Below are 23901 nucleotides of genomic sequence, written 5' to 3'. Positions count from 1 at the left end.
ATTTCTTAAATCATAATTATACCATAATGTTAAGGCATTAACTATGAATCACATAAAACCCCATACTTTTTGAAAAAGATTCACTTGGAGGAATGAACGTGAAACTTAAATTATACCGCAAGTTTGTTGAACTGTCGAACCACCCACTTACTTCTAGTATATTACGAAACTTTACATCTTCTACATTTAGTCGGTATGTTAATCGCTCGTTTGTAAAGACATATAAGATTGATGAAAATGAAATGGAGAAGTCAATCGATTCTTACCAATCATTACAAGAGTTGTTTAGTAGAAAGTTAAGGGAAGGGTCAAGACCTATAGATGAAGACCCTTCAAGCATTGTTAGTCCCGTGGATGGGGTACTTACTCATACAGAAGAAATTGATGAACATGAGGCTTTTACGGTGAAAGGACAAACATATGATCTTTCGACGTTATTAGGATCAGAGGAATTAGCTGAGCGTTACATAGGTGGAACGGTTTTGTTATTTTACTTAAGTCCCCAAGATTATCACCGAATCCATAGTCCGGTGACAGGGGAGATGGTGAAACGTTGGGCACTTGGTTCTCGTTCAGCTCCTGTTAATCCATTTGGACTAAAGCATGCCGATCAACCGTTATCTAAAAATTACCGCTTAATGACTGAATTAGAAATGCAAGGTGGCAAGCGAGTTAATATCGCAAAAGTTGGTGCTATGAATGTTAATAGTATTCAAGTGCTTCATAAAGAAAAAACATTGCACAAAGGGGAGGAGTTTGCCTTTTTCTCCTTTGGTTCCAGTGTTTTATTACTGTTTGAAAAAGGGACATTCCAAAATGAATGTTCACACATTCAAGAAGGAGGAAAAAAAGTACGACAAGGGGAGCGTATTGGATCGTTCATCAATGGTATTTCTGAAACGTAAATAAACAGTTGAGGGGGGATGGACGATGAAACTGTTATCCTCGTTAGCGAAGAGGATTGTTTATGAAGTTAGGGACATCGTAAATGAAGAGGTCATTGTGGTAAATGATCAAGGAACGATAATGGCTGCAAGTGATACAACAAGGGTAGGTCAATATCATGAAGGTGCTTTATTGGCTTTACAAAAAAATGATATTATTAAAATTTCAAGTTCTGATGTAGCAAGCTTTAATGGTGTGAAAGCAGGCCTTAATTTGCCGATAAAATTTACAGGACAACCGATTGGTGTGATTGGTCTAACAGGAGATCCAAAAAATATCGGCCCATTCGGAGAGCTGACGCAACGCATGACAGAGCTGATCATTCAAGAAGCGTATTCAAGTGAAAGGCTAGCATCAAAAAATCGAGGCTTAGAAACATTTGTATATGAATGGGCGCACAAACAAATCGTTGATCGAGACATGTATGAACGAGGAGAAATTTTAGGTATACAGATGGATGTTTCACGCATTTGTGTTTTGATTGATATTGATATGAGTGAAAGTAGCTCCCGAGAGGTACGATTCGTTGAATATGATGTCTATGACGAGTTACACGAACTGTTAGTTGTAGCTGAACAAGACTTTCTCATTCGTTGGGGGCAAGGGCGATTTGTCCTATTAAAACAGGCAGCGTTGCCAACAGAAAGGGAAGCGGTTCGTGATCAGCTCGTTCATTGTCAAAGAACGCTAAAAAAACGGCAGAACGTCAATGTGTACATTGCAGCGGGATCAACTGTTCAACAAGCTGCGGAAATGAGTCTATCGTATAAAAATGCCAAAAAAGCGTTACGTGTAGCTAAGCATCATAAGACGACCGTTTTTTATGATGATTTAACATTAGATGTAGCTTTAGCGGAGATTAGTGATGATACACGTCAATTGTTTATTGATCGTGTACTAGGCCCTTTAAAATACGAACCAGATTTGTTATGGACTTTGCGAAAGTACATGGAATGTGAATTATCTTTAAAGGAAACAGCAAAACATTTACATATACATATCAACACGCTACACTACCGCTTACAGCGCATTGCAGAACTAACAGGCAAGCGATTAAAAGATGGTGAACAACTTACTAAATTTTATATTGCACTCTTATTTTGGTATGAATTCAATTAAATGAACAAAAGAAAGGCGTTTTCATCTGTGATATTCGTGTGAATATACATAGAAGAAGACGCCTTTCATTTTTATAATTGGGGTACTAAACAAAAAAGTTGAAAAAGTGTTTACACGTAGGGGGAGTGTACATGTTATCTGGAGAAGTGCGCGCTAGGTTAGTAGCGATAGTCGGGGAAGAGAATTTACTAGATTCTACACAAGATTTAATTGTGTATTCATACGATGCAACTCCAAATTATCAAGCGATGCCCGATGCGGCAATTATGCCTCGTCAAACACAAGAGGTTTCTGAAATTGTTAAGGTTTGTAATGAAGAAAAGGTTCCAATTGTCCCAAGGGGATCAGGGACAAACTTGTGTGCTGGAACAACACCTGTTGAAGGTGGCATTGTCATATTATTTCAACACATGGATCAAATCATTGAAATAGATGAAGAAAATCTCACTGTCACAGTCGAACCTGGAGTGATTACCCAGGAAATGATTGAAGCTGTCGAAGAGGTGAATTTGTTTTATCCACCGGACCCGTCTTCAATGAAAATTTCAACCATTGGTGGTAATATCAATGAAAATTCAGGTGGTTTACGGGGACTCAAATATGGTGTGACACGTGATTACGTTATTGGTTTAGAAGTCGTTCTACCGAACGGGGACATTATTCGTACAGGTGGGAAGCTAGCCAAAGATGTGGCTGGTTATGATTTGACCCGTCTTCTTGTTGGTTCTGAAGGAACACTAGGTATCGTGACTGAAGCGACATTGAAGCTCGTACCGAAGCCAAAGACGAAAAAGACGATGCTCGCTTTATATGATTGCTTAGAAGATGCGGCAAAAACAGTATCAAAGACGATTGCAGCACAAATCATTCCAACTACGTTGGAATTCTTAGATCAGCCGACAGTTCAAGTCGTTGAAGATTTTGCTAATATTGGTTTACCAACGGATGTAGGTGCAGTTTTACTCATTGAACAGGATGGTGAACCGGAAGTTGTAGAGCGAGATATTGAGAAAATTGCACAGATTTGCCGAGAATCAAATGCGTTAAGTGTCGAGGTAGCTGAGACCGTTGAGCAAGGAGAGCAGTTAACAGCAGCCCGTCGTTCTGCACTTTCAGCTTTAGCGAGAATGAAACCAACGACCATTTTAGAAGATGCGACGGTGCCGCGCTCGAAAATTGCAGAGATGGTTCGTGCAATTGAGCAAATTGCCGAAGATCATAACGTACAAATTTGCACGTTTGGTCATGCTGGTGATGGCAACTTACACCCTACATGTATGACCGATGCTAGAGAAAAAGAAGAGATGCAACGTGTGGAAGAAGCATTTGAAGATATTTTTGCTAAGGCGATTGATTTGGGCGGTACAATTACTGGAGAGCATGGTGTTGGCATCATGAAAGCACCGTATTTAGCATGGAAAGTTGGGGAAGAAGGCGTAACAGCGATGAAAGCGATCAAGCAAGCGCTTGACCCAAATAACATTATGAATCCAGGAAAAATGTTTGCTAAATCGGCTCGTAAACGGGTGGTGGTGAGTCGATGAGCACCATGTCAAATGAGCGTAAGCAACAAATCTCACGTGATTTTCAAGAAAAGATGAACGATGATGAATTATTAAATTGCATGCGTTGTGGGTTTTGTTTACCATCATGTCCAACTTATATTGAAACTGGAGGTTATGAGGGAGCGTCTCCTAGGGGAAGGATATCGTTGATGAAGGCAGTCGCAGACGGGATGATTGAACCAGATCAAGATTTAGAAGATCAATTAAGTTTGTGCCTTGGCTGCCGTGCATGTGAACCAGCTTGCCCTTCAGGTGTAAAGTATGGACAATTAGTCGAACAAGCGCGTGATATTTTACAAGAGGAGAAACAACACTCATTACCTGTACGCACGGTTCGACGTGTCGTTTTTGATGAGGTGTTTCCTCACAAAAAAAGAATGCGTAAGCTTGTCGGGTTGATGTGGTTTTATCAAAAAACAGGTATCCAAAAACTTGCGCGAGCAACAAAAGCTGTGAACATCGCTGGACGTCAAATGGGGATGATGGAGAAAGTATTACCTAATATTCCGTCACCCAAAGAGCTAAAAAAACGTCCGACTTACATTGAACCAAAAACGACAAAAACGAAACGCGTCGCATTTTTCTCAGGTTGTTTAATGGATACGATGTTTATGAAGACAAACGATTCAACTTTGTATTTGTTGCAGGAGTCGAATTGTGAAGTAGTGATCCCAGAGGAACAAAATTGTTGTGGGGCTCTTCATGGACACAGCGGAGAGAAAGGTAAAGCGAAACAACTAGCGAAAAGAAACATTGAAGCATTTGAAAAATTGGAAGACATTGATCATATCGTATTAAATTCAGGCGGTTGTGGTGCGTTTCTTACTGATTATGATGAATTGTTTCATGGAGATCCAGAATGGGAAGAGCGAGCAAAGGAATTTTCCAATAAGGTTCTTGATATTTCTGAGGTTCTCGTTGAGGTCGGTCCACCAAAAATGGTACTTGAGCCACAAGTTATCACATATCAGGATTCATGCCATTTACGCAACGTGATGAAAACGGCCTCTGCACCTCGTCAGTTACTTCAATCGATTGAAGGTGTAACGTATAAAGAAATGAAGCAAGCAGATCGTTGTTGCGGTTCTGCAGGAATTTATAACTTAATTGAAACAGAGATGTCGATGCAAATTCTCGATGAAAAGATGGTTCATGCCACACATACAGATGCAACAACGATTGTGACAGCCAATCCTGGATGTTTGTTACAAATGAAACTCGGTATCGAGCGAGAGCAAAAGTCTGAACATATGAAAGGCGTTCATATCGTTGACTTACTAGCTGATGCAGTACGTCATTATCAGGAAAAATATGCGTCTCATTCATTGCAAAATAATATGTAATACACTAAAAGAGCCTATGATTTCATCATAGGCTCTTTCGTAATGAGTTAATTTTTTGAGATTTCTTTTTCACGATTTTCGTATTTTGCTAAATCGTCTTGATGACCTTTATTAAACATTTTTACACCGACAGTGTAAGCAGACCGTGAAATCATAAATGCTGCAACAGGTGCCGTCATAAATACGAAAAGAATCGTTAGCAATACTTTACCGCTAAATACACCCTCTGTTGAAACGAAGTAGAGGAACACAGCGACCATAATGCTGATTACTCCGAGCGTCGCACTTTTGGTGGCGGCATGTAAACGACCGTAGACATCAGGTAAGCGAATAATCCCGATCGCTCCTAAAAGTGTCAACAATCCGCCGAGTATAACAAACGCACTAATCACGAGTTCGATCAAGGACGACACCTCCTTCAACAAATTTAGCGAGGGCAATCGATCCGATGAACGCTAAAATTGCAAGAACGAGCATAACATCAGAATATGCAAGGGTATCTTGGATCATCATCACGATACCGATAAAACCGATTAGGCTAATACCTAGTGTATCTAAGGCGACGATTCGGTCAGACATGGTAGGTCCTTTGATGGCTCGATAAAATAAAGCGAGCATCGCAACTGCCATCACGAAGAGCGTAATTAAAAACACAGTGTCTAACATTTATTTCGTCACCTCCAAGATAGCATGTTCAAATGACTCTTGAATTTCTTCAATGGCCTTTTCTTTATCTGGTACATCGATAAAGTGAACGAAAATCGTGCGACCATCCTCAGAAAAACTCATTGAAAGCGTTCCAGGTGTTAATGAAATGAGTGTTGCTAGCAGTGTAACTTCTCTATCTGATTGTAATTTCGTTGGAACAGCAACAATACCAGGTTCAATATCCAACTTTGGGCTTAAAACAATTTTAATCATGTCAATGTTCGATAAAATGAGTTTCCAGATGAATAGGAAAAAAAGTTTGAACATTGCAATAACCCGTCGGAAGTAAAAATCGAATTCTAAAAATCGTCGAAGAACGAACAATATCCCTAATCCGACGATGTAACCTAGCATAAATTCCACAGGCGAGTAGTCGTTGCGTAACAACATCCAAATTAAAGCTATACCGATGTTAAGTAAAATTTGACTAGCCATAGCAACTACTCCTTAAGCACAGAATTGACGTAATGTTCAGGGTTGATAATTTGCTCAGCGAGCTCTAGGGAAAATTGATAAAACGGCTCCGCTGCCACCCCTAAAACGATTGTAAATATGAGAAGTGGAACAATCGGTGCAATCAAAGAACCAACTTTTACATTCTCGGCTTCAGGTTTTGGCAGTTTGACTTCTCCCCAGAATGAAGTCATGAAAATTTTCATCATTGAAAATAGTGTTAAGAGCCCTGTCGCAAGACTGACAGCAATGACAAAATAGTTCCCTTCCATGAAACCAGCAACGATTAAGATAAACTTACCGACAAAACCACTTAAAGGTGGAATGCCAGCAAGGGAAATTGCTGCGATAAAGAAGGTCCAACCGAGATAAGGGTGTGTCTTCAAAAGGCCACTCATTTTCTTAAGGTGTGAAGTACCTGTTACTTTTTCTGTAGCTCCTGCAAAGAAAAAGAGAGCAGACTTAACGATGATATTGTGAATGAGGAAGTAAAACACACCAGCGATTGCAATCGTGCTGTTAATACCAATCCCCATGATCATATAACCTACCTGACTGACGATGTGTACAGATAAAATACGTTTGAAATCAAATTGAGACACAGCACCTAAAACCCCGATAAACATCGTTAAACCACCGAGTACAATTAAGATAAAGTAGATCTCACTCGATTGGTTAAAGATAAGCGTGTATGTCCTTAAGATCGTGTAAACACCGACTTTCGTCAGCAATCCACCAAAGAGCGCCGCGATGGCTGTTGGTGGTTCGACATAAGATTTCGGTAACCAGTAATAAAGTGGAAATAATGCACTTTTTACACCGAAAATGAATAAGAAGACGAGTGCAATGACATTTAAGACTCCTTCTTGACCTAATTCTGCGACTTTCACAGATAAGTCAGCCATGTTCAGTGTTCCGGTCACAGCATATAAATAAGCGATACCGATGATGAACACTAATGAGGAGACTGTGTTAATAATGACATATTTTAACGACTCGCTTAATTGGCTTTTCTTTCCGCCCATAGAAATTAAAATGAAAGACGAAAGAAGCATCACTTCGAAAAAGACGAACAGGTTGAACAAGTCTCCGGTTAAAAATGAGCCGTTTACCCCTGTCATCAGGAAGAAGAAGAACGGATAAAAATACGCTTTTTCACGTTCTTCGTCAAACGTTTGGAAAATAAAAAACAATGTTGAAACAGCTAGTAAACTTGAAACAGCTACAAGCGACGATGAAAGTAAATCGCCGACGAGTACGATTCCAAATGGCGCCTCCCAATTTCCGAGTTCAAGAGCCATAATGCCATCGGTGTAAACGACATATGTTAAGTATGATGCACTAGCAAGCATCGCCAATGCCGTAAGGACGCTGATCGTACGCGACACCGATAGGCGTTTGTTCGTGAAAATAAGGATGACGCCCATAAGAAATGGTATGAGTATCGGTAAAATCACTAAGTTATTCATCAGCAGTTCCCCTTAACTTTTCAAGATCATCTGTTTGGTGCACTTTGTATGTGCGGTAAGCAAGCACAAGTAAAAACGCAGTGACACCAAAACTAATGACGATCGCTGTGAGGATCAAAGCTTGTGGGAGCGGATCCGAGTAACTAGCCGCTTCTTCTCCGAGAAGAGGTGGTGCCCCTTGCTTTAATCCTGACATCGTCAAAAATAGAAGGTGTGCCCCGTGTGAGAGGAGCATAACTCCTAGAATCACACGTAGCAAGCTCTTCGTTAACAGCATATATGTTGCAACACTAAAGATCACACCTACGGCAATAATCATGATTATTTCCATCAGCTATCATCCTCCGCAATCGTTAAAATGACGAGCAGAGCAACCCCAATGACGACAAGGTAAATTCCAAGATCAAAAGGCAGTGCAGTCGCCAGGTGTGTTTCCCCTAAAATTGGCAGTTGGAAGTAATCATCAAATTGGGTCAGGAATGGTAATCCGAACAACATACCAATCAATCCTGTCCCGATGGCTAATAAAAGTCCAACTGCAATCATCTTCACGTAATCAAATGGAATAACTCTGCGGATCGTCTGTATGTCAAAGCTGACATACAGAAGCAACAAAGCAGAGGCTGTCATAAGTCCCCCGATAAAACCACCGCCGGGTTCGTTATGTCCTGCGAAAAACAGAAAGATCGAAAAGGAAAGGATGATAAAGGAAACAACTTTTGTCATTGAATGTAGAATTAGACGTTGTCGGTTCATAGGTTCTCCCTTCCTTTCGCTGTGTATTTTACTAGTACGACAATACCTAGAGCGGCAATAGCGAGAACGAGTACCTCAAGAAGTGTATCTAGACCACGGAAGTCAACAAGGATGACATTGACCATGTTGTTACCACCTGCGAGAGTATAAGCATTCTCGATGAAATAGTTCGAAATGGCATCAACCGGGTTTTCGTAACTAAATGCATGTGCACTTAGTGCAGTCAGAGATGCAAAAACACCGACTGCAATAGAAATCGCTAAGTTTGAAATCTTCATTGTTGGTTTGAAGCTTTCTTTTTTCAGTTCTGGCAAGTGGTAGAAGACAAGCAAGAACATAACAACCATAACCGTTTCAACGAGTAACTGTGTTAATGCCAAGTCTGGCGCTCTGAAAACGACAAACAATAATGCTAGTAAAAACCCGATAACACCGACGACGATAATCGCAGTTATACGGTGATTGATAAACGGGATACTAATCGTCGCCAATATAAGCACGGCAACTAAAACAAAAATGTAAGTTGAGATCGGTGCTGTATTTTCAAGGTCAATGGCAATGGCATCAAAGTAAAATAATCCCCATGCCATAAAACCAGCAAAGAAGACAAACATGTACGCCATGTAATCACGTAGGCGACCTGTTAATTGTAGATCATTCACCCAAGTGGCACCATCAATGAGCCAAACGAGGGAGTTATCATAAAGCCAGTTAAGTGGGTCTCGTTCTTTTAAGAAAAACGCAGCTTCCTGCCATCTTTTCAAGTTTAAATAGACGAGTGAACCAAATATCACAACACCAATTGTCATCATAAGCTCGGTATTCGGCCCATGCCAGTGATAAATGTTGACGTAAAATTCTCCACCATCACTAACGAGACTAGGTAAAATCGAACGCATAACTGGTTCAATAATCGAGTATGACAGAACATTTGGAAATAGACCGAAAACGACAACGAGTGAAGCGAGAATCACGGGACCAATTAGCATTCCCATAGGTGCTTCGTGTGCTTGCTTCTTTAATTTTTCTGGTTGATGTTTTCCTGTGAAAGTCTTAAAGAACATGATCATACAGTAAGCAAACGTAAAGATGCTGGCAATCCAAGCGATAACTGGGAAAATCAGGCCCCAAGTTTGCATGTTAAACAAATCTAACGTTGTTGCGTTTAGTACGCCAGTAAAGAACATCTCTTTACTTAAGAAACCATTGAATGGTGGAAGTCCTGCCATGGAAAATGTTCCAATCAGTGCGGCAGTAGCCGTAATTGGCATCAGTGTCATTAAACCACCAAGGTTTCGGATATCACGTGTTCCTGTTTCGTGGTCAACAATCCCGACCACCATAAATAGGCTTCCTTTAAAGGTTGCATGGTTAATTAAATGGAAGACTGCTGCCAAAATGGCTGTTGTGTAGAGTGTTTCACCGTTTGCTAGGTCAAAATGAACAGCGGCTGAACCTAAACCTAAAAGCGTCATAATCATACCGAGTTGGCTGATTGTTGAAAACGCAAGGATCGCTTTTAAATCCTTTTGTCGAACTGCAGATACAGAACCCCACAAAAGTGTGAAGATACCAAATCCAGAAAGTAACCAAAACCATTGTGGTTCTCCACCGAAGACAGGTGTCATGCGAGCGACAAGATAAATACCTGCCTTTACCATTGTAGCCGAGTGAAGGTAAGCACTAACAGGTGTCGGTGCTTCCATGGCATCAGGTAACCAGATGTGGAATGGAAATTGTGCCGACTTCGTAAATGCGCCTAACAAAATGAGTAACATCGCAGGTAAGAACAACTCATGACTTGCGATGACATCTGTTTGAGCAATGATTTCACGAATACTAAACGTCTCTGTCATCACGTATAAGAGCGTAAACCCTGCAAGCATTGAAAAACCACCGAATACTGTGATGAGCATCGATTTTTGTGCTCCGTACCGTGAGCGTTCTTTATGGAACCAATAACCGATAAGTAGCATTGAAGCTAAAGAAGTCGTTTCCCAAAAGACATAAACGACCATTAAGTTGTCAGATAAGACAACCCCGAGCATGGCTCCCATAAACATGAGTAAATATACATAAAAGTTGTTTAAAGGCTCATCTTTTTTGTTTGCTATGTAGTAAATGGAATATAACACAACGAGTGTTCCAATCCCGGTAATTAATAGTGCAAACAAAAGGCCTAGTCCGTCAACAAAGACGGTAAAATCAATCCCTAAGGAAGGAATCCATGGGACTGTTTCCTGAACGGCTCCCCCACCACTAATCTCAGGTAAAAATGTGAGAAAGTAAATAAAGAGAACGAGTGGAAGTCCTAGTACAAACCATCCAGTGTGAATATGGCGAAATTTTTTATACAAAAAAGGGATCAGAATCGCCAAGAGAAATGGGGCTAATACGACAAGATGTAATAAAGACAAATTCTTTAACCTCCTCTTCTTTCAATAGTCGTAAGCTAGCATTCAGGTCAACCTAGTTCTCTCTGTTTAGAAAGTATTTTAATAATAAAGATGTAAAATTACTTACTTTTAAACAGATATTCGATCTAATTGATTGAATGACACAATCCTATACCAAAGGGTACATTTCCTATTTCTCATGTAATGTTAACGTGAGAACCTAAAAAGAAAATAGGGGAACGCTTGGTATTGGACAGGCTATGCAGTTCGATTGTCACATGTACAAGCAGCTACAGGAATGTCGGTGAACACACAAAGTTCCATATTAAACGCATAGAGAATTATATAATAAATTAAAATTCCTTGCATCCTTCTTCTTTTGTAGGTTAACCCTAAATTTTAAGATTTATTAAATATGATGAAAGACGGAAATATCGCCTCAAAAAAATTTTTTCACCGTTTAGTCATACTGTTCTTTATATGTATACAAAATTCTTTATGGCGACAGACTAAAAGATAGGAATGAATAGGAAGGGTGAGTCGTCATGAAAGAAAACCGTTCTAAAATCATGGTTTCATTAGGTTTGTTTCTTTCATTAGTGGCTGTTTTTGCAGGGTTGAATGGTGAATATAATCGGGAGATTGTTTTTCGTCAAAATGTAGATGGTTATCAAATGTTTGGTGTAGAGGAAGAAGATCAATGGTTTGAAATGAAGTTCCAACCGCGAGAGTATATACAAATTCAGAAATGAATGAAACAGGCGAACTCTTCTTAAAGATCGATTAATGGATAAAGTGCGCTAGTGTCCCATTTCGACCTTACCGAGTTCGCCATCGTAAGTTCATAATTAGGTGTAGAAAATTAAAAAGGATCACTGTTGTGTCTCGTGTTCTAATTGTTTCTATATTATCTGTATCAAGCACAACGATTGTTTCTTTTAAAAAAACAGAAAGCTAGGATGATAAACGAAGCTTGTCCAACAATGATCTACGTTCTAATTCATTTTCTATTAATCTAATAAAGTCATCACTTAGTTTTAGTTCAACAGCTTTCTCATACGTTTCCATAAGTAGTTCATCGGATAAATGGTTCATATTTTGCCTACCTAAATGGTAGTTTCACCTCCTGTACATCCAATGATTAAGTAAAGGAAAGAAAAAACATAACATAATGTGTCTTATTTTTTCATATAATTGTTTATTTGCTAACTGTAATTAAATGCTATCACGTGAAAAACATCAGAACAACCGTTCGTTTTATCCACAGTTCCTTGTGGGTATTCTGTGGATATGTTGTTCATATGTCGTTTGTTACTTTGGTACATCTGTGTGGATTTGTGCATGGAGTTATCCACATATGTTGGAACATTGAAGAATGTGTCGAATTTTTTCTATAATAAATTACAGCTTTGTTTAAATTCGTCGAAACGTAGTGGGGGTTCTTTTTTAGCATTACTCTTCAAATTTTGTTTAAAAGGATATATAGATTGGGAGGTTTCAAGCATAGATGATCATTTAAGGAATTGCAAAATACATGTTTGTCCATGTATGATATGAAATGGACGAGTGTTGCATACGTTTTACATAAACCTACTTACAATGAAGGGTTGAGAAGATGATGAGTCGATTACTTCCAAATGAATATGTTCCGTCTGTGTTCGATATATCATTAGACGATTTGAAAGCACGTGGAATAAAAGCGATCATTACTGATCTTGATAATACACTTGTAGAATGGGACCGACCGGAAGCGACTGAAGAATTAGTTGATTGGTTTGCAAAAATCAAAGAATCCGGGTTCCAAATTGTGATTGTTTCAAACAATCAAGAAAAACGGGTTAGTAAGTTTGCTGAGCCGCACGGTATTCCATTTATTTATAGTGCGAAAAAACCGATGGTCCGCTCATTTTTACAAGCTGCAAAAAAGATGGACCGAAAAACAGAAGAGTGTGTCGTCGTTGGGGACCAATTATTTACAGATGTTCTCGGTGGCAATCGCGCTGGTTTTTATACAGTTCTTGTCGCGCCTGTTGTGGAAAGTGACGGGTTTTTCACGAAATTTAATCGGCGCTTAGAGAGAGTGGCTCTTGCTTGGATGAAACGAAAGGGGATGATTGAATGGGAACGATAGAAGGACGTCCTGAAGACATGATGTGTTCTGGCTGTGGTGTGACAATTCAAACAGAAGATGCAAACAAACTCGGATATGCACCACAATCTGCATTAAGTCGAGACGTAGTCATTTGCCAACGTTGTTTTCGATTAAAACATTATAATGAAGTGCAAGATGTTTCCTTAACAGATGATGACTTCTTACAATTATTAAACCAACTGGGTCAAAAGGATGCATTAATTGTTAAAATTGTTGATATTTTTGATTTTGATGGTAGTTGGCTACAGGGGTTACATCGATTTGTAGGAAATAACCCAGTGTTACTCGTTGGAAATAAAGTCGATCTTCTCCCACGTTCAGTGAACAGGAGACGATTGGTTCATTGGATGAAGAAAATGGCAAGTGAATTTGGCTTGAAGCCGATCGGTGTACATTTGATGAGTGCTGCTCGCAATGATGAAGTCTCGGAAACAGCGAGGTTGATCGATAAATGGCGTGAAGGTAAAGATGTATATATTGTTGGTAGTACGAACGTAGGTAAATCGACGTTTATTAATCAACTGATCAAGCAATTTGGCGGTGATGATGAGTTAATGATTACGACGTCAAATGTACCGGGTACAACATTAGATATGATTGATATTCCGTTAGATGATGGAGCGACGATGTTTGATACACCTGGAATAATCAACCATCACCAAATTCATCATGCTGTCGGCAAAGACGATTTAAAGACGATCATTCCGCAAAAAGAAATTAAGCCGAAAGTGTTTCAATTAGATGATGGACAGACACTCTTTTTTGCTGGTTTAGCTCGGCTTGATATTGTAAAATCGCAAGGTAAAGCTGTCGTTTGCTATATGTCTAATGAACTGAATATTCATCGAACAAAGACAGAAAAAGCAGATGATCTGTATGAAAACCATCTCGGAGAGCTGTTAAGCCCTCCGAAAACAGAAGATGTGTCGTCATTTCCGAAACTGAAAGAACAAGAGTTTAAACTTCCAGAAGAAAAAACAGATATTGTGTTTTCTGGCCTTGGTTGGGTTACGGTTCACGGTGAAGGGTCGATCGTACGTGCTTATGTGCCAGAAGGTGTAAATGTGACGCTTCGACCTGCTCTTATTACGTAACCAGAAAGGAGAAGAAGATGAAGCAACTCGTCGGTCTTTTTGGGCATCCGATTGGTCATTCTCTTTCACCAGTCATGCATAATACCCAGTATGAACGTTTGCAAATTCCTTACACGTACCATGCGTTTGATGTAGAGCCTGATCGTTTAAAAGAAGCAGTAGAGGCGATACGTGCGCTAAGGTTACGGGGAGTGAATGTAACGGTTCCACATAAAGTGGATGTCATGGATTATTTGGATGATATTGAAGAAGAAGCGAAACAAATTGGAGCGGTAAATACGATTGTAAATGATGATGGTATGTTAAAAGGTTATAATACCGATGGACGTGGATACCTTTTATCTCTTACTGAAAGAATCGGAGACGACTTATCTGATAAACATGTGCTCGTTGTTGGAGCGGGAGGTGCTGCTAGAGCGGTTGCTGTTTCATTATCGAGACACGGAATTGGACAGTTAACGATTGCTAACCGTACCGTTACTAAAGCAGAGGTTTTAGTTGACTTATGTCAAGGGTGGCAATCGACTGAAGCTAAAACGATTGAACAATCGGAAAAATGCATGGATGAATATGATATTATTATTCAAACGACATCGGTGGGAATGTCACCAAATACAAATGAGCAACCGATGTCTTTACAAGGGATTCGCCCAGGTGTGCTCGTCAGTGATTTAATTTATAATCCACTTAAAACGAAGTGGCTTCAAGAAGCTGACAATTTAGGGGCGGAAGTTCTAGATGGTGTTGGGATGTTCGTTTATCAAGGAGCATTAGCCATCGAGTATTGGACAGGTGAAAAACCAGATACAAAATTGATGCGACAACAAGTGATTGAGTCATTAGGAGGAAAATGATGTTAACAGGGAAACAAAAGCGCTTTTTACGCGCGCAAGCTCATCAAATCAAACCGATTTTCCAAGTAGGGAAGTCTGGTGTGAATGAAAATATGACAAAACAAATAGCAGAAGCATTAGAAGCAAGAGAATTAATTAAAGTGAGTGTTTTGCAAAATTGCCTTCAAGACCGAAATGAGGTTGCAAAGGAAATTGAAAAAGATACGAACGCAAATATTGTGCAAGTCATCGGTTCGACGATTGTTTTGTACAAAACATCCGTCAATAATCCAACAAGTGAATTGCCACAATAATTAATGGGGGAGCCAAATGCGACACGTAGGGATCATAGGGGGGACATTTGATCCTCCTCATATTGGTCATTTACTCATGGCAGAAGAGGCCCGTTTGCGTGTGAATCTTGATGAAGTGTGGTGGCTTCCTAATCGAATTCCACCTCATAAAAAGCAGCCATCGCAAACGAGTGAAAAGGATCGTCTCGCTTTAACCGAACGAATGGTATCTTTACACGAACATTATCAGTTATCTACGGTAGAGTTAGAACGAGATGGGCGATCATACACGTACGATACGATGAAACAACTTTGTGAGCGTTATTCTGATACTCGCTTTTATTTTATTATCGGTGGTGATATGATCGACGACTTACCGAATTGGTATCGTATCGATGACTTGCTAGAACTAGTCACGTTTATCGGTATAGATCGGCCAGGGTATCGAAATGTACCACCATACGATGAGTGGATGATCCACCTAGAAGGTGCGCTTGTTGATGTCTCATCTTCATCCATTCGCAATCAAATCAAAGAAGGGTCCCTCAATCAATTTTTATTAACGAAGGATGTTTTTGATTATATAAAGGAGTATCGTCTGTATGAGTGAAAACGAAGCACTTGAAATTGTAAAACAAGAGTTGAAGCCGCCTCGTTATGCGCATACACTCCGCGTTGTCGAAGAGTCTGAGACATTAGCCAAGCGCTTTGGTGCAAATGTCGAGAAAGCTCGAGAAGCTGCGATTTGGCATGACTATGCGAAATATCGCTCTTTAGAAGAGATGACGAAGATTGTTTATGAAACGGATATTGATGATTCCTTTGCAGAAATAGGTGGAGAATTACTTCACGCCCCTGTTGGTTCATATCTCGTGAAAACAGAGCAAGGGATTTGTGACGAGGACGTATTAAAGGCGATTCGTTCACACACAACCGGCCGAAAAGACATGAGTTTGTTGGAGAAGGTGGTCTTTCTTGCTGATTATATTGAACCAGGACGGTCTTTCCCGGGATTGCAGGCAGTAAGGGAAGAAGCAGAAAGAGACTTGGATGAAGCGTGCTTGTTGTCGATAAAAAACACGATCACCTTTCTTGTCAACAAACAGCAACCGATTCATCCTGATACTTTTCATGCTTACAATGACTTCGCGTTGCGAAAATTGAAAGGGAGGAATTAACGTACATGGAGGAAAAGCAGTTATTACAACAACTCGTCCAAGCTGCGGACGATAAAAAGGCAGAAAATATCGTTGCGTTAGATATGGAAGGCGTATCTGTGATTGCTAAGTATTTTGTCGTTTGTAACGGAGGCTCTGAAAAACAAGTGGACGCGATTGCTCAAGCGGTGAAGAAAGCCGCGCAAGAACAAGGATTTGAATTAAAGCGTCTAGAAGGGCTCGATTCTTCTCGTTGGGTATTGATTGATGCTGGAGATATCGTTGTGCACGTTTTTCATCAAGAGGAACGCCAATATTACAACTTAGAAAAACTATGGATTGATGCCAAAGAAGTCGACGTGAATTCGTTATTAAGTGTTTAATTGTAAGTTGATTCAAGTGATGGGAAAGGTTCGGTACTTGCTAGTGTTTGTGAGTAACCGGCCTTTTTTTCACGTGTCTCAAAGAGAGGATGTAGGGAAATGAGCTATCAACAATTTGCTTATATTTATGATCAATTGATGACAGATGCGCCGTATGAACAGTGGTTAAATTTTACGAGAAACTATGTAAAAACACCAGCGACGATTCTTGATGTTGCGACGGGTACAGGTGCGATTGCATTGATGCTAGCTAAAGAAGGCTATCTTGTGTCTGCTGTTGATGTTTCTGAAGACATGTTAGATGTTGCTAAGGAAAAAGTAGAGGACGCAGGTGTTGACGTCGCGTTCTTTCAACGTGATATGCGAAACATGGATGGCTTAGGCCAGTATGATGCGGTAACAATGTTTTGTGATAGTTTAAATTATGTACTGGAAGAAACGGATGTAAAACAAGCGTTTACCCGTGTGTATAACCACCTATGTGAAGGTGGGACGTTTTTATTTGACGTTCATTCCCGTGAGAAAATCGCTCAGCAGATCAATGATCGCTTATATGCAAGTAATGAAGAAGACATCTCATTTGTATGGGTTTGCGAACCAGGTGAATATGCAAATATGGTTGAACATGATTTATCCTTTTTTATTCAAGATGATGAAGAGGGCGGGTACCGCCGTGTTGATGAATGGCACGAACAACGGACGTTTTCTCCAGAAGATTATGAAACATGGTTGAGAGAAGTTGGTTTTGAACAGGTAGAAATAAGTGCGGATTTCACGGAAGCTAGGCCTAATGGAGAAAATGAACGAATTTTGTTCGTTGCAAAAAAAGGATATTAACGATAAATGGCGAATTAAGAAGCGAGGAACGCAAATACGTTTCTCGCTTTCTTAATGTGAGCCTTCATTCTGATTGACTTAAGATTTATTTAAAGCATTTACTTGTTCTTGGATTTGCGCACGGTCATGCGCATACTTTTCATGGGTGGCGATAAATAAATCATGAAACATGCTTCCGACCTGCCCTCGCAAAACATCTAGCCCTTTTCCAGTTACGCCTCCAGGTACTGATACTCTCTCTTGAAGCGATGATAATGTGAAATGTTCATCACTAAGTAAGGTAGCAAACCCGATCATCATGTCACTCGTTAATTTTCTTGCTTCATATTCAGAGATGTTTGTTTGTTGTGTTGCCGCTTGAATGAAATCTTCTAGTAAGAAGCTAAAAAAAGCAGGACCACAACTAACGATGTCAGATGAGACGCGGGTAATAGAATCGTCGATGACAATCGGTTGAGAAATTTTTTCAGCAAGTGACCAAAGGTTTTCTTGGTCTTTTTTACCGAGGCGTGATCCATACGTAATCAACGATGAACCTGCTAAAGCGCGGTTGGTAATACTTGGGATGAAACGTGCTGCTTTACATGAAACAACCTCTTCTAGTTCATCAACAGTAATAGGACTCGTTATGGAAATGATCATCTTATCTTTATGAAGTGATGTATTAATTGATTGTAGCAAAGGAATGATTTGTAATGGTTTTGCACAAATAAATATGAAATCCGCTTGTTTTGCAACGTCTTCAGCACTGTCAGCCACTTTTATATCTGGATAATCTCGTTTTATATCTTCTGCTTTCTCTCTTGTTCGGTTATGAATGACAATATGAGACTGGTTTGTTCCTTCGGCATTGGCATAGGCTTCAATTAATATCCTTCCCATACTTCCAGTTCCGATGAAGCCGATGGTGTGCATCGTCTTCCCCCCTTTACAGTTTTCAGTCCGTTACCTTCCAATGTATGTGCACGACGATATAGGTATGCACGTTTATTTCTAAATGTATGATTTGAGGAGAGATTCTATGTTTAAATCATTATCGATACGTATGGTTTCTTTCGTTCGTGAACGTTTAACAGTTCTTGTTATCTTGTGTGTAACTGTCGTGTTCGTCTTTTTTCTTGTTTTTGACAGAAGTGAGCAAACGGAAATAGAAGCGGAAGAAAGTTGGGAAGAAATGTTTGAAACTGAAGATGAGACTGCTGCAGATGTTGGTGGTTCTTCAAAAACATTATCGGAAAAAATCGTTGTCGATATAAAAGGTGAAATTGAAAATCCTGGCGTGTATGAATTTGAAGAAGGGGAGCGTGTAATTGATGCGGTTGAAAAAGCAGGCGGGCTAACTGCGGAAGCAAATGAGGATGTCATTAATTTCGCAAAGCGTTTGTTTGACGAAAAAATTATTGTTGTACCTAACGAAAATGAAGAAGAGGTTGTTGAGGGGGGTTCACTTAATGATTCAATGGACAGGCAAAACCGTGATGATGAACAGGTTAATATCAATGCAGCGACCGTTATTGATTTGCAAACAATACCAAGTGTTGGTGAAGTTCGTGCGCAGTCCATCATTGATGAACGAGAAGAAAATGGGCGTTTTGAAAGTAAACAGGATCTATCCCGGGTAACTGGAATCGGAGAAAAAACAGCAGAGACGATTGATGAACATGTTTTTTATCGTTAGCATGAAAAGATTGACGACTTCTGTCTTTTGTCGCTAAACTGACACTATGTATATCAAAAGGGAGGTTTCACTTTGGAGGGGAAAAAAGTAGAGCGGATTTCATGGCATCAGTATTTTATGGCGCAAAGTCATTTGTTATCTTTGCGGAGTACGTGCACTCGTCTTATGGTCGGGGCGACGATCGTACGTGATAAACGAATTATAGCAGGTGGATATAACGGGTCGATATCAGGTGGCGATCATTGTATTGACAAAGGTTGTTACGTTGTTGAAGGTCATTGTGTTCGAACGGTGCATGCTGAAGTGAATGCATTGTTACAATGTGCAAAATTTGGTGTGCCAACACAAGGGTCTGAAATATACGTCACACATTTTCCATGTTTAAATTGTTGTAAAGCGATTATTCAAGCTGGGATCAGCAAAGTTGTGTATGCTGAAGATTATAAAAATGACCCGTTTGCTTTAGAGTTATTTCATGAAGCAGGGGTAGAAACGGAAAAAGTAGAATTAGAAGAAATGCTCCTTGATCAAAACAGTGGAGAAAAACTTCGTTTCACTGCAGGGTTACTTCATCGTTTAGAGGAACTTGGATTAAATGAAAAAGATCTCGCTAATTTAAAAGATGAAGCGAACCGATTATTTACGAATTCATAATTTTTTTTTGCCTCGGGAGGTGTCAAAGTCAGTCACCTCCTTTTGAACCTCGCACATGCACGTCCAAATCCCATTGAAAAGGGGAGATTGTATGTTTGGACGCTGGTACCTCGTTGTTCTTAGTGCCATCACTAGTGTTCTCCTTGCAAATGGTACAGTGTTACCAGCTTTATATTTTCTGGTTATTCTCGCTTTTTTTCTAGTTTTTACGCAAATGCGTAAAAACAAGTTATTGTGGGTTGTTTGTTTAATCATTGGTGCATTTTATTTCATCTATGCCGGTGATACATTTTCAAATAATGATTCAATGCTTACCGGTGAAGAGACGATATTTACAGGAACAGTGCTAGAAACCTCTTATACAGTTAATGGTTCACAATCTTTTCAACTGAAATTAGACAATGGCGAACGATTACAAGGTTTTTATAACCGAGCTGATCAAGATCGGATTTTCTCAGAATTTGATCTCAAAAGTGGTGATCGCTGTCGTATCGAAGGGCGAATAGAAAAGCCTGATAAGACGTTTCATTTTTATGGTTTTGATTATCAAGCATATTTACATCAAGAGGGTATTCATTGGGTGTTAAATGTCGAAGAAGGGGAGCAGACGTTTTGTAGGACTGCAGAGACGGGAATTTTGAATAAGCTGCGAAGGTTTCGAGGTGATCAAATTGAACGGATCGCGAGCTTATCAACTGGAGAGGCACCGGCTATGGTTTCTGCACTTGTCTTTGGTGATCGTTCTTTTTTTGACAATGAACGTGAAGAGCAATATCGCGTGTTTGGTCTTATTCATTTATTGGCCGTATCCGGCTTGCATGTTGGACTTGTTACGGCAACCTTATTTTTTATTTTTATCCGAATAGGGATTTACAAGCAATATGCGATTGTTCTTCTAGTTACAATATTACCAGTTTATGTGATGTTAGCAGGAGGGGCTCCGTCGGTTGTACGATCTTCACTTATGACAGCAATCGTATTAGTGCTAAGCTTGATCAAAGTGCGCTTACACCCTTTTGATGTGATTAGTTTTGTTGCGCTTGCGATGTTAATTGCAGATCCTTACCTCGTATTTCACCTTGGGTTTCAACTATCCTTTTTCATTAGCTTCAGCTTACTAGCTTCTAACAACTTATTACAAAGTGTTCATAGTAAATGGAAAGTGATGCTTCTTGTGACCATTATCGCGCAACTCGTATCACTGCCGATCATATTATATCATCAGTATGAATGGTCCTTCTTTTCTCTTCCTCTAAACTTACTTTTCATTCCGTTTATTTCCTTTTTTGTATTACCGATATCGTTTTTGATCAGTTTGTTGCTCAACATTTCTCCGACATTAGCTGAACGTTTTATACACCTTTTAGATTTGATGTTAGATGGTGCGCACTGGTTATTTGATTTGGTTGATAGGAATTTTTCTGCGCTTGTGTTTGGAAAGCCGTCTATCGGTCTTGTGTTTTTACTTATTTTCGCGTTTCTTATAAGTTTGTATGTATTTGAGAAGTATGGATGGAGTAAACGTGCTTTGTTATCGTTATTACCGTTTTTCCTTTTACTTAGTTGGCAAAAGATTTCTCCTTACTTTGATGGAGAAGGAGAAGTAACAATGCTAGATGTTGGTCAAGGTGATGCGATTTACGTTGAACTTCCGTACAGAGAAGCGATTTACCTCATCGACACTGGTGGAAATGCCAATTTCTTTGATGATGATCATGAACAATTCAATTTTGAGCCAGGTCGTGATGTCGTTTTACCTTACTTAAAAGCGAAAGGGGTCACGAATGTTGATCGTTTAATATTAACGCATGGACATGCCGACCATATTGGGGGAGTGCCTTCTTTAGTGGATCATGTCGGGATCGAGCGTGTACATTATCCTGTTGGAGGGATAGAAACAGACTTGGAGCATGATGTGTTGATGATGTTTCGAGAAAGAGGAATTCCGATAAAGTGGACGGAAAAAGGAGATGTTTGGGAGGATGGCGATACGACTGCTTACGTTGTTTCTCCGACAGGTAAGGAAAAGTCTCTGAATAACCGTTCGATTGTATTTTCTGTTGAATTAGGAACGAATACTTGGCTTTTTACAGGGGATGTAGAAGAAGAAGGAGAAAGGAGGATTGTTGCTGATTACCCTGGGTTAGACGTTGATATATTGAAAGTCGCTCACCATGGAAGTGCCACATCGACAACGGATGTGTTGCTTGAGACGTTCACTCCTTCTTACGCGCTTATTTCTGCAGGTAGAAATAACTTATTTGGTCATCCGCATGATGAGGTGATCGACCGTTTGTACGAAAGGGAGATAATGGTATATCGAACGGATGAAAACGGTGATGTTCGCTACATTTTTGATCGGAAAAATGGGAAATTTGAAGTTGTCGTGCAATAAAAAAGGGCTGACGTCGTGTCAGCCTTCGAAGGGTCATTGAACTATGTATTACGTGTTGTTATACAAAGAGGTCGATCACAGTTGCGATCGCAAAAATAACTGTGAAAAAGCCAAATGTAACCACGAATCCAACGACACTGTCGAGAAAGTCGTTTCGTTGAGACTGTACATTTTTCTCGAATTCATTGTTCATGAAAGATCCCTCCTCTTACAGTTATTAGTATACGTGACGTTTATAAAAAATCCAATATGTTTTCATCATATTCATGGTAAAAAATCGATTAAATTGTTAAGAGTTGTCACCTATAACCTTTTCGCGCATAGGATATCATAACAGTACATAACAAAGTTATGATAATCGCTGCCAAGAAGGATCCTAGGTACGGATTGGCAGCGTTCATCATAAATGGAGGTTGGCGATTCGAGCCAACCTCCTTTTTCTATTACACACATGTTATCATAAGACATGAGTAGTGTGAAGAGAAGAAGGAAGGGGAAAGCCGTTGTCGTATTTTCAATTAAGAAAGCAAGCAGAACAAGGTGATGTCGCCCCATTTTATTTATTATGGGGGACGGAAACATTTTTGATTGAAGATCTTGTACAAACAATCGTGAATTCAACTTTAAGCGAAGAGCAAAAAGCGTTTAATTTAACCGAACTTGATATGAAGGAAAGTCCGATTGATGTGGCTGTGGAAGATGCGTATACGTTTCCGTTTATGGGAGGAAAACGCGTTGTAATAGCAAAAGATGCTGCATTTTTAACGAATGTGTCCGATAAAAGCAGTGTCGAACATAACCTGAAAAAATTGGAACAATACATTCAAGATCCTTTGGCGGAAGCGGTCCTTATCTTAATTGCGCCATATGAAAAGTTAGATCAACGTAAAAAGATTGTGAAGTTGGCGAAGCAAAACGGGACGGTTATGGAGGCTAAGCCGTTAACTGAACAAGAGTTAAGAGATTGGTTAGTCCAACGGGCTCGTGAAGAGAAAGTAAATATCGATAAAGAAGCGGCAATGTTATTGATCGAAAGAACAAGTGGTCACTTGATGTTGCTTGCAACAGAGATGACAAAACTTGTCACCTTCACAGGGGAAAATGGTACCATAGATCGTAACTTGGTTGATCAACTTGTAGCTCGTACGTTAGAGCAAAACATTTTTGACTTGGTTGATGGCGTTGTCAATCGTAACGTAGAGAAAGCTTTACGTATTTTTTATGATTTATTAAAACAAAAGGAAGAGCCAATTAAAATCGTCTCTTTGATCGCCAGGCAGTTTCGGATTATGTATCAAGTCAAGCAGCTAGTCAGTGAAGGATATGCAGAAAAGCAAATTGCCTCACAACTTAAACTTCATCCATATGCTGTGAAGGTGGCTAATAGGCAAGTAAAGCGTTTTTCATTTCAAGAGATTCGCTACATACTCGCTCGTTTAGCTGATGCTGACTATGAAATGAAATCCGGGAAAGTGGATAAACAAGTGGCAGTGGAGATGTTTTTTGCGAATTTAACGTCTCGGTCCTCTTAATCAAAAAACCAGAGTCCTAATGACTCTGGTTTTTATAAATAAAAAATGGCATCCGTCTCATAAAAAGACGAGAATGCCATATCTTGATGACTAGAAAGAGAGCGGTAGCTATAAGGCGCCGTTCGTTTGAAGTCAATAA

The 23901-nt window shown here is 39.7% G+C and carries 27 protein-coding genes; 17 read left to right on the top strand and 10 right to left on the bottom strand.

Features of this window, described 5'->3' with window-relative positions:
* The first annotated feature begins 98 nt into the window (after positions 1 to 98).
* The 4 genes from HNQ41_RS10675 to HNQ41_RS10660 all read left to right on the top strand — a co-directional run bounded on the left by HNQ41_RS10675 (position 99) and on the right by HNQ41_RS10660 (position 4972).
* Complete coding sequence (locus tag HNQ41_RS10675; protein ID WP_343043357.1) at positions 99 to 905, top strand: phosphatidylserine decarboxylase; 807 nt, start codon at positions 99 to 101, stop codon at positions 903 to 905.
* A 25-nt stretch (positions 906 to 930) separates the two neighbouring features.
* Positions 931 to 2064: a CdaR family transcriptional regulator gene (locus HNQ41_RS10670; RefSeq protein WP_184664416.1), complete on the top strand. Its 1134-nt coding sequence runs from the start codon at positions 931 to 933 to the stop codon at positions 2062 to 2064.
* Between the two features lie 131 nt (positions 2065 to 2195).
* Positions 2196 to 3608: a glycolate oxidase subunit GlcD gene (gene glcD / locus HNQ41_RS10665; protein ID WP_184664415.1), complete on the top strand. Its 1413-nt coding sequence runs from the start codon at positions 2196 to 2198 to the stop codon at positions 3606 to 3608.
* Between the two features lie 5 nt (positions 3609 to 3613).
* A complete protein-coding gene (locus HNQ41_RS10660; protein ID WP_184664486.1) occupies positions 3614 to 4972 on the top strand; it encodes a (Fe-S)-binding protein in 1359 nt (452 codons plus the stop codon).
* Positions 4973 to 5019: 47 nt separating this feature from the next.
* Here HNQ41_RS10660 and mnhG read toward each other — a convergent pair whose 3' ends face one another.
* Genes mnhG through HNQ41_RS10625 form a run of 7 tightly spaced genes read right to left on the bottom strand, consistent with a single transcriptional unit; the run spans position 5020 to position 10775 of the window.
* On the bottom strand, positions 5020 to 5385 hold the full coding sequence (gene mnhG, locus HNQ41_RS10655) for a monovalent cation/H(+) antiporter subunit G (protein ID WP_425506987.1): 366 nt from the start codon (positions 5383 to 5385) through the stop codon (positions 5020 to 5022).
* Positions 5357 to 5638, bottom strand: coding sequence for a Na(+)/H(+) antiporter subunit F1 (locus HNQ41_RS10650; RefSeq protein ID WP_184664413.1), 282 nt, complete (start codon positions 5636 to 5638; stop codon positions 5357 to 5359). Before HNQ41_RS10650 ends, mnhG begins: the two co-directional genes overlap by 29 nt.
* On the bottom strand, positions 5639 to 6115 hold the full coding sequence (locus tag HNQ41_RS10645) for a Na+/H+ antiporter subunit E (protein WP_184664412.1): 477 nt from the start codon (positions 6113 to 6115) through the stop codon (positions 5639 to 5641). It abuts the gene before it with no gap.
* 5 nt (positions 6116 to 6120) lie between these two features.
* A complete protein-coding gene (locus tag HNQ41_RS10640) occupies positions 6121 to 7602 on the bottom strand; it encodes a Na+/H+ antiporter subunit D (RefSeq protein WP_184664411.1) in 1482 nt (493 codons plus the stop codon).
* Positions 7595 to 7933 (bottom strand): Na(+)/H(+) antiporter subunit C, encoded by a 339-nt coding sequence (locus HNQ41_RS10635; protein ID WP_184664410.1) that lies wholly within the window; start codon positions 7931 to 7933, stop codon positions 7595 to 7597. The genes HNQ41_RS10640 and HNQ41_RS10635 overlap by 8 nt, the downstream gene beginning before the upstream one ends.
* Complete coding sequence (locus tag HNQ41_RS10630; RefSeq protein WP_184664409.1) at positions 7933 to 8358, bottom strand: Na(+)/H(+) antiporter subunit B; 426 nt, start codon at positions 8356 to 8358, stop codon at positions 7933 to 7935. The genes HNQ41_RS10635 and HNQ41_RS10630 overlap by 1 nt, the downstream gene beginning before the upstream one ends.
* Positions 8355 to 10775 carry a Na+/H+ antiporter subunit A gene (locus HNQ41_RS10625; protein ID WP_184664408.1) on the bottom strand — a complete coding sequence of 807 codons (2421 nt, stop codon included), beginning with the start codon at positions 10773 to 10775 and terminating at the stop codon, positions 8355 to 8357. The genes HNQ41_RS10630 and HNQ41_RS10625 overlap by 4 nt, the downstream gene beginning before the upstream one ends.
* Before the next feature lie 524 nt (positions 10776 to 11299).
* Between HNQ41_RS10625 and HNQ41_RS10620 the strand changes: the two genes are divergently transcribed.
* Positions 11300 to 11506 (top strand): hypothetical protein, encoded by a 207-nt coding sequence (locus tag HNQ41_RS10620; protein ID WP_184664407.1) that lies wholly within the window; start codon positions 11300 to 11302, stop codon positions 11504 to 11506.
* Positions 11507 to 11708: 202 nt separating this feature from the next.
* Here HNQ41_RS10620 and HNQ41_RS10615 read toward each other — a convergent pair whose 3' ends face one another.
* Positions 11709 to 11849, bottom strand: a complete 141-nt coding sequence (locus HNQ41_RS10615; protein WP_184664406.1) for a sporulation histidine kinase inhibitor Sda — start codon at positions 11847 to 11849, stop codon at positions 11709 to 11711.
* Positions 11850 to 12369: 520 nt separating this feature from the next.
* Here HNQ41_RS10615 and HNQ41_RS10610 point away from each other — a divergent pair.
* From HNQ41_RS10610 to HNQ41_RS10575, 8 genes are all read left to right on the top strand, one after another.
* Positions 12370 to 12885, top strand: coding sequence for a YqeG family HAD IIIA-type phosphatase (locus HNQ41_RS10610; protein ID WP_184664405.1), 516 nt, complete (start codon positions 12370 to 12372; stop codon positions 12883 to 12885).
* Positions 12873 to 14000: a ribosome biogenesis GTPase YqeH gene (yqeH, locus tag HNQ41_RS10605; RefSeq protein WP_184664404.1), complete on the top strand. Its 1128-nt coding sequence runs from the start codon at positions 12873 to 12875 to the stop codon at positions 13998 to 14000. Before HNQ41_RS10610 ends, yqeH begins: the two co-directional genes overlap by 13 nt.
* Positions 14001 to 14017: 17 nt before the next feature.
* Entirely contained in the window at positions 14018 to 14854 is an 837-nt protein-coding gene (gene aroE / locus HNQ41_RS10600; RefSeq protein WP_184664403.1) for a shikimate dehydrogenase, read from the top strand.
* Positions 14854 to 15147, top strand: coding sequence for a ribosome assembly RNA-binding protein YhbY (gene yhbY, locus HNQ41_RS10595; protein ID WP_184664402.1), 294 nt, complete (start codon positions 14854 to 14856; stop codon positions 15145 to 15147). The genes aroE and yhbY overlap by 1 nt, the downstream gene beginning before the upstream one ends.
* Before the next feature lie 16 nt (positions 15148 to 15163).
* Positions 15164 to 15736, top strand: a complete 573-nt coding sequence (locus HNQ41_RS10590; RefSeq protein WP_184664401.1) for a nicotinate-nucleotide adenylyltransferase — start codon at positions 15164 to 15166, stop codon at positions 15734 to 15736.
* On the top strand, positions 15729 to 16304 hold the full coding sequence (gene yqeK, locus HNQ41_RS10585) for a bis(5'-nucleosyl)-tetraphosphatase (symmetrical) YqeK (RefSeq protein WP_184664400.1): 576 nt from the start codon (positions 15729 to 15731) through the stop codon (positions 16302 to 16304). The genes HNQ41_RS10590 and yqeK overlap by 8 nt, the downstream gene beginning before the upstream one ends.
* A 5-nt stretch (positions 16305 to 16309) precedes the next feature.
* Positions 16310 to 16666: a ribosome silencing factor gene (rsfS, locus tag HNQ41_RS10580; protein WP_184664399.1), complete on the top strand. Its 357-nt coding sequence runs from the start codon at positions 16310 to 16312 to the stop codon at positions 16664 to 16666.
* Between the two features lie 99 nt (positions 16667 to 16765).
* Positions 16766 to 17503, top strand: a complete 738-nt coding sequence (locus HNQ41_RS10575) for a class I SAM-dependent DNA methyltransferase (RefSeq protein WP_184664398.1) — start codon at positions 16766 to 16768, stop codon at positions 17501 to 17503.
* A 78-nt stretch (positions 17504 to 17581) separates the two neighbouring features.
* On the opposite strand, the gene comER is transcribed toward HNQ41_RS10575, so the two are convergent.
* The gene (gene comER, locus HNQ41_RS10570; RefSeq protein WP_184664397.1) at positions 17582 to 18418 is read right to left on the bottom strand and encodes a late competence protein ComER; all 837 of its coding nucleotides are present in this window, start codon (positions 18416 to 18418) and stop codon (positions 17582 to 17584) included.
* Between the two features lie 106 nt (positions 18419 to 18524).
* Here comER and HNQ41_RS10565 point away from each other — a divergent pair, with 106 nt between their 5' ends.
* The 3 genes from HNQ41_RS10565 (at position 18525) to HNQ41_RS10555 (ending at position 22230) form a co-directional block, all read left to right on the top strand.
* Positions 18525 to 19181, top strand: a complete 657-nt coding sequence (locus HNQ41_RS10565; protein ID WP_184664396.1) for a helix-hairpin-helix domain-containing protein — start codon at positions 18525 to 18527, stop codon at positions 19179 to 19181.
* A gap of 72 nt (positions 19182 to 19253) precedes the next feature.
* Positions 19254 to 19835: a ComE operon protein 2 gene (locus HNQ41_RS10560; protein ID WP_281394010.1), complete on the top strand. Its 582-nt coding sequence runs from the start codon at positions 19254 to 19256 to the stop codon at positions 19833 to 19835.
* Between the two features lie 91 nt (positions 19836 to 19926).
* A complete protein-coding gene (locus tag HNQ41_RS10555) occupies positions 19927 to 22230 on the top strand; it encodes a DNA internalization-related competence protein ComEC/Rec2 (protein WP_184664395.1) in 2304 nt (767 codons plus the stop codon).
* 58 nt (positions 22231 to 22288) lie between these two features.
* Here the strand turns inward: HNQ41_RS10555 and HNQ41_RS10550 are convergent, their stop codons facing one another.
* Positions 22289 to 22423, bottom strand: coding sequence for a YqzM family protein (locus tag HNQ41_RS10550; protein ID WP_184664394.1), 135 nt, complete (start codon positions 22421 to 22423; stop codon positions 22289 to 22291).
* Between the two features lie 310 nt (positions 22424 to 22733).
* On the opposite strand from HNQ41_RS10550, the gene holA reads away from it, so the two are divergent.
* Positions 22734 to 23762, top strand: a complete 1029-nt coding sequence (gene holA / locus HNQ41_RS10545) for a DNA polymerase III subunit delta (protein ID WP_184664393.1) — start codon at positions 22734 to 22736, stop codon at positions 23760 to 23762.
* The last annotated feature ends 139 nt before the right edge of the window (positions 23763 to 23901 follow it).

Source organism: Texcoconibacillus texcoconensis (assembly GCF_014202575.1).
Lineage (GTDB): Bacteria > Bacillota > Bacilli > Bacillales > Salisediminibacteriaceae > Texcoconibacillus > Texcoconibacillus texcoconensis.
Note: the sequence above shows the minus strand (reverse complement) of the source record. Positions and strands in the feature narration are given on the sequence as shown.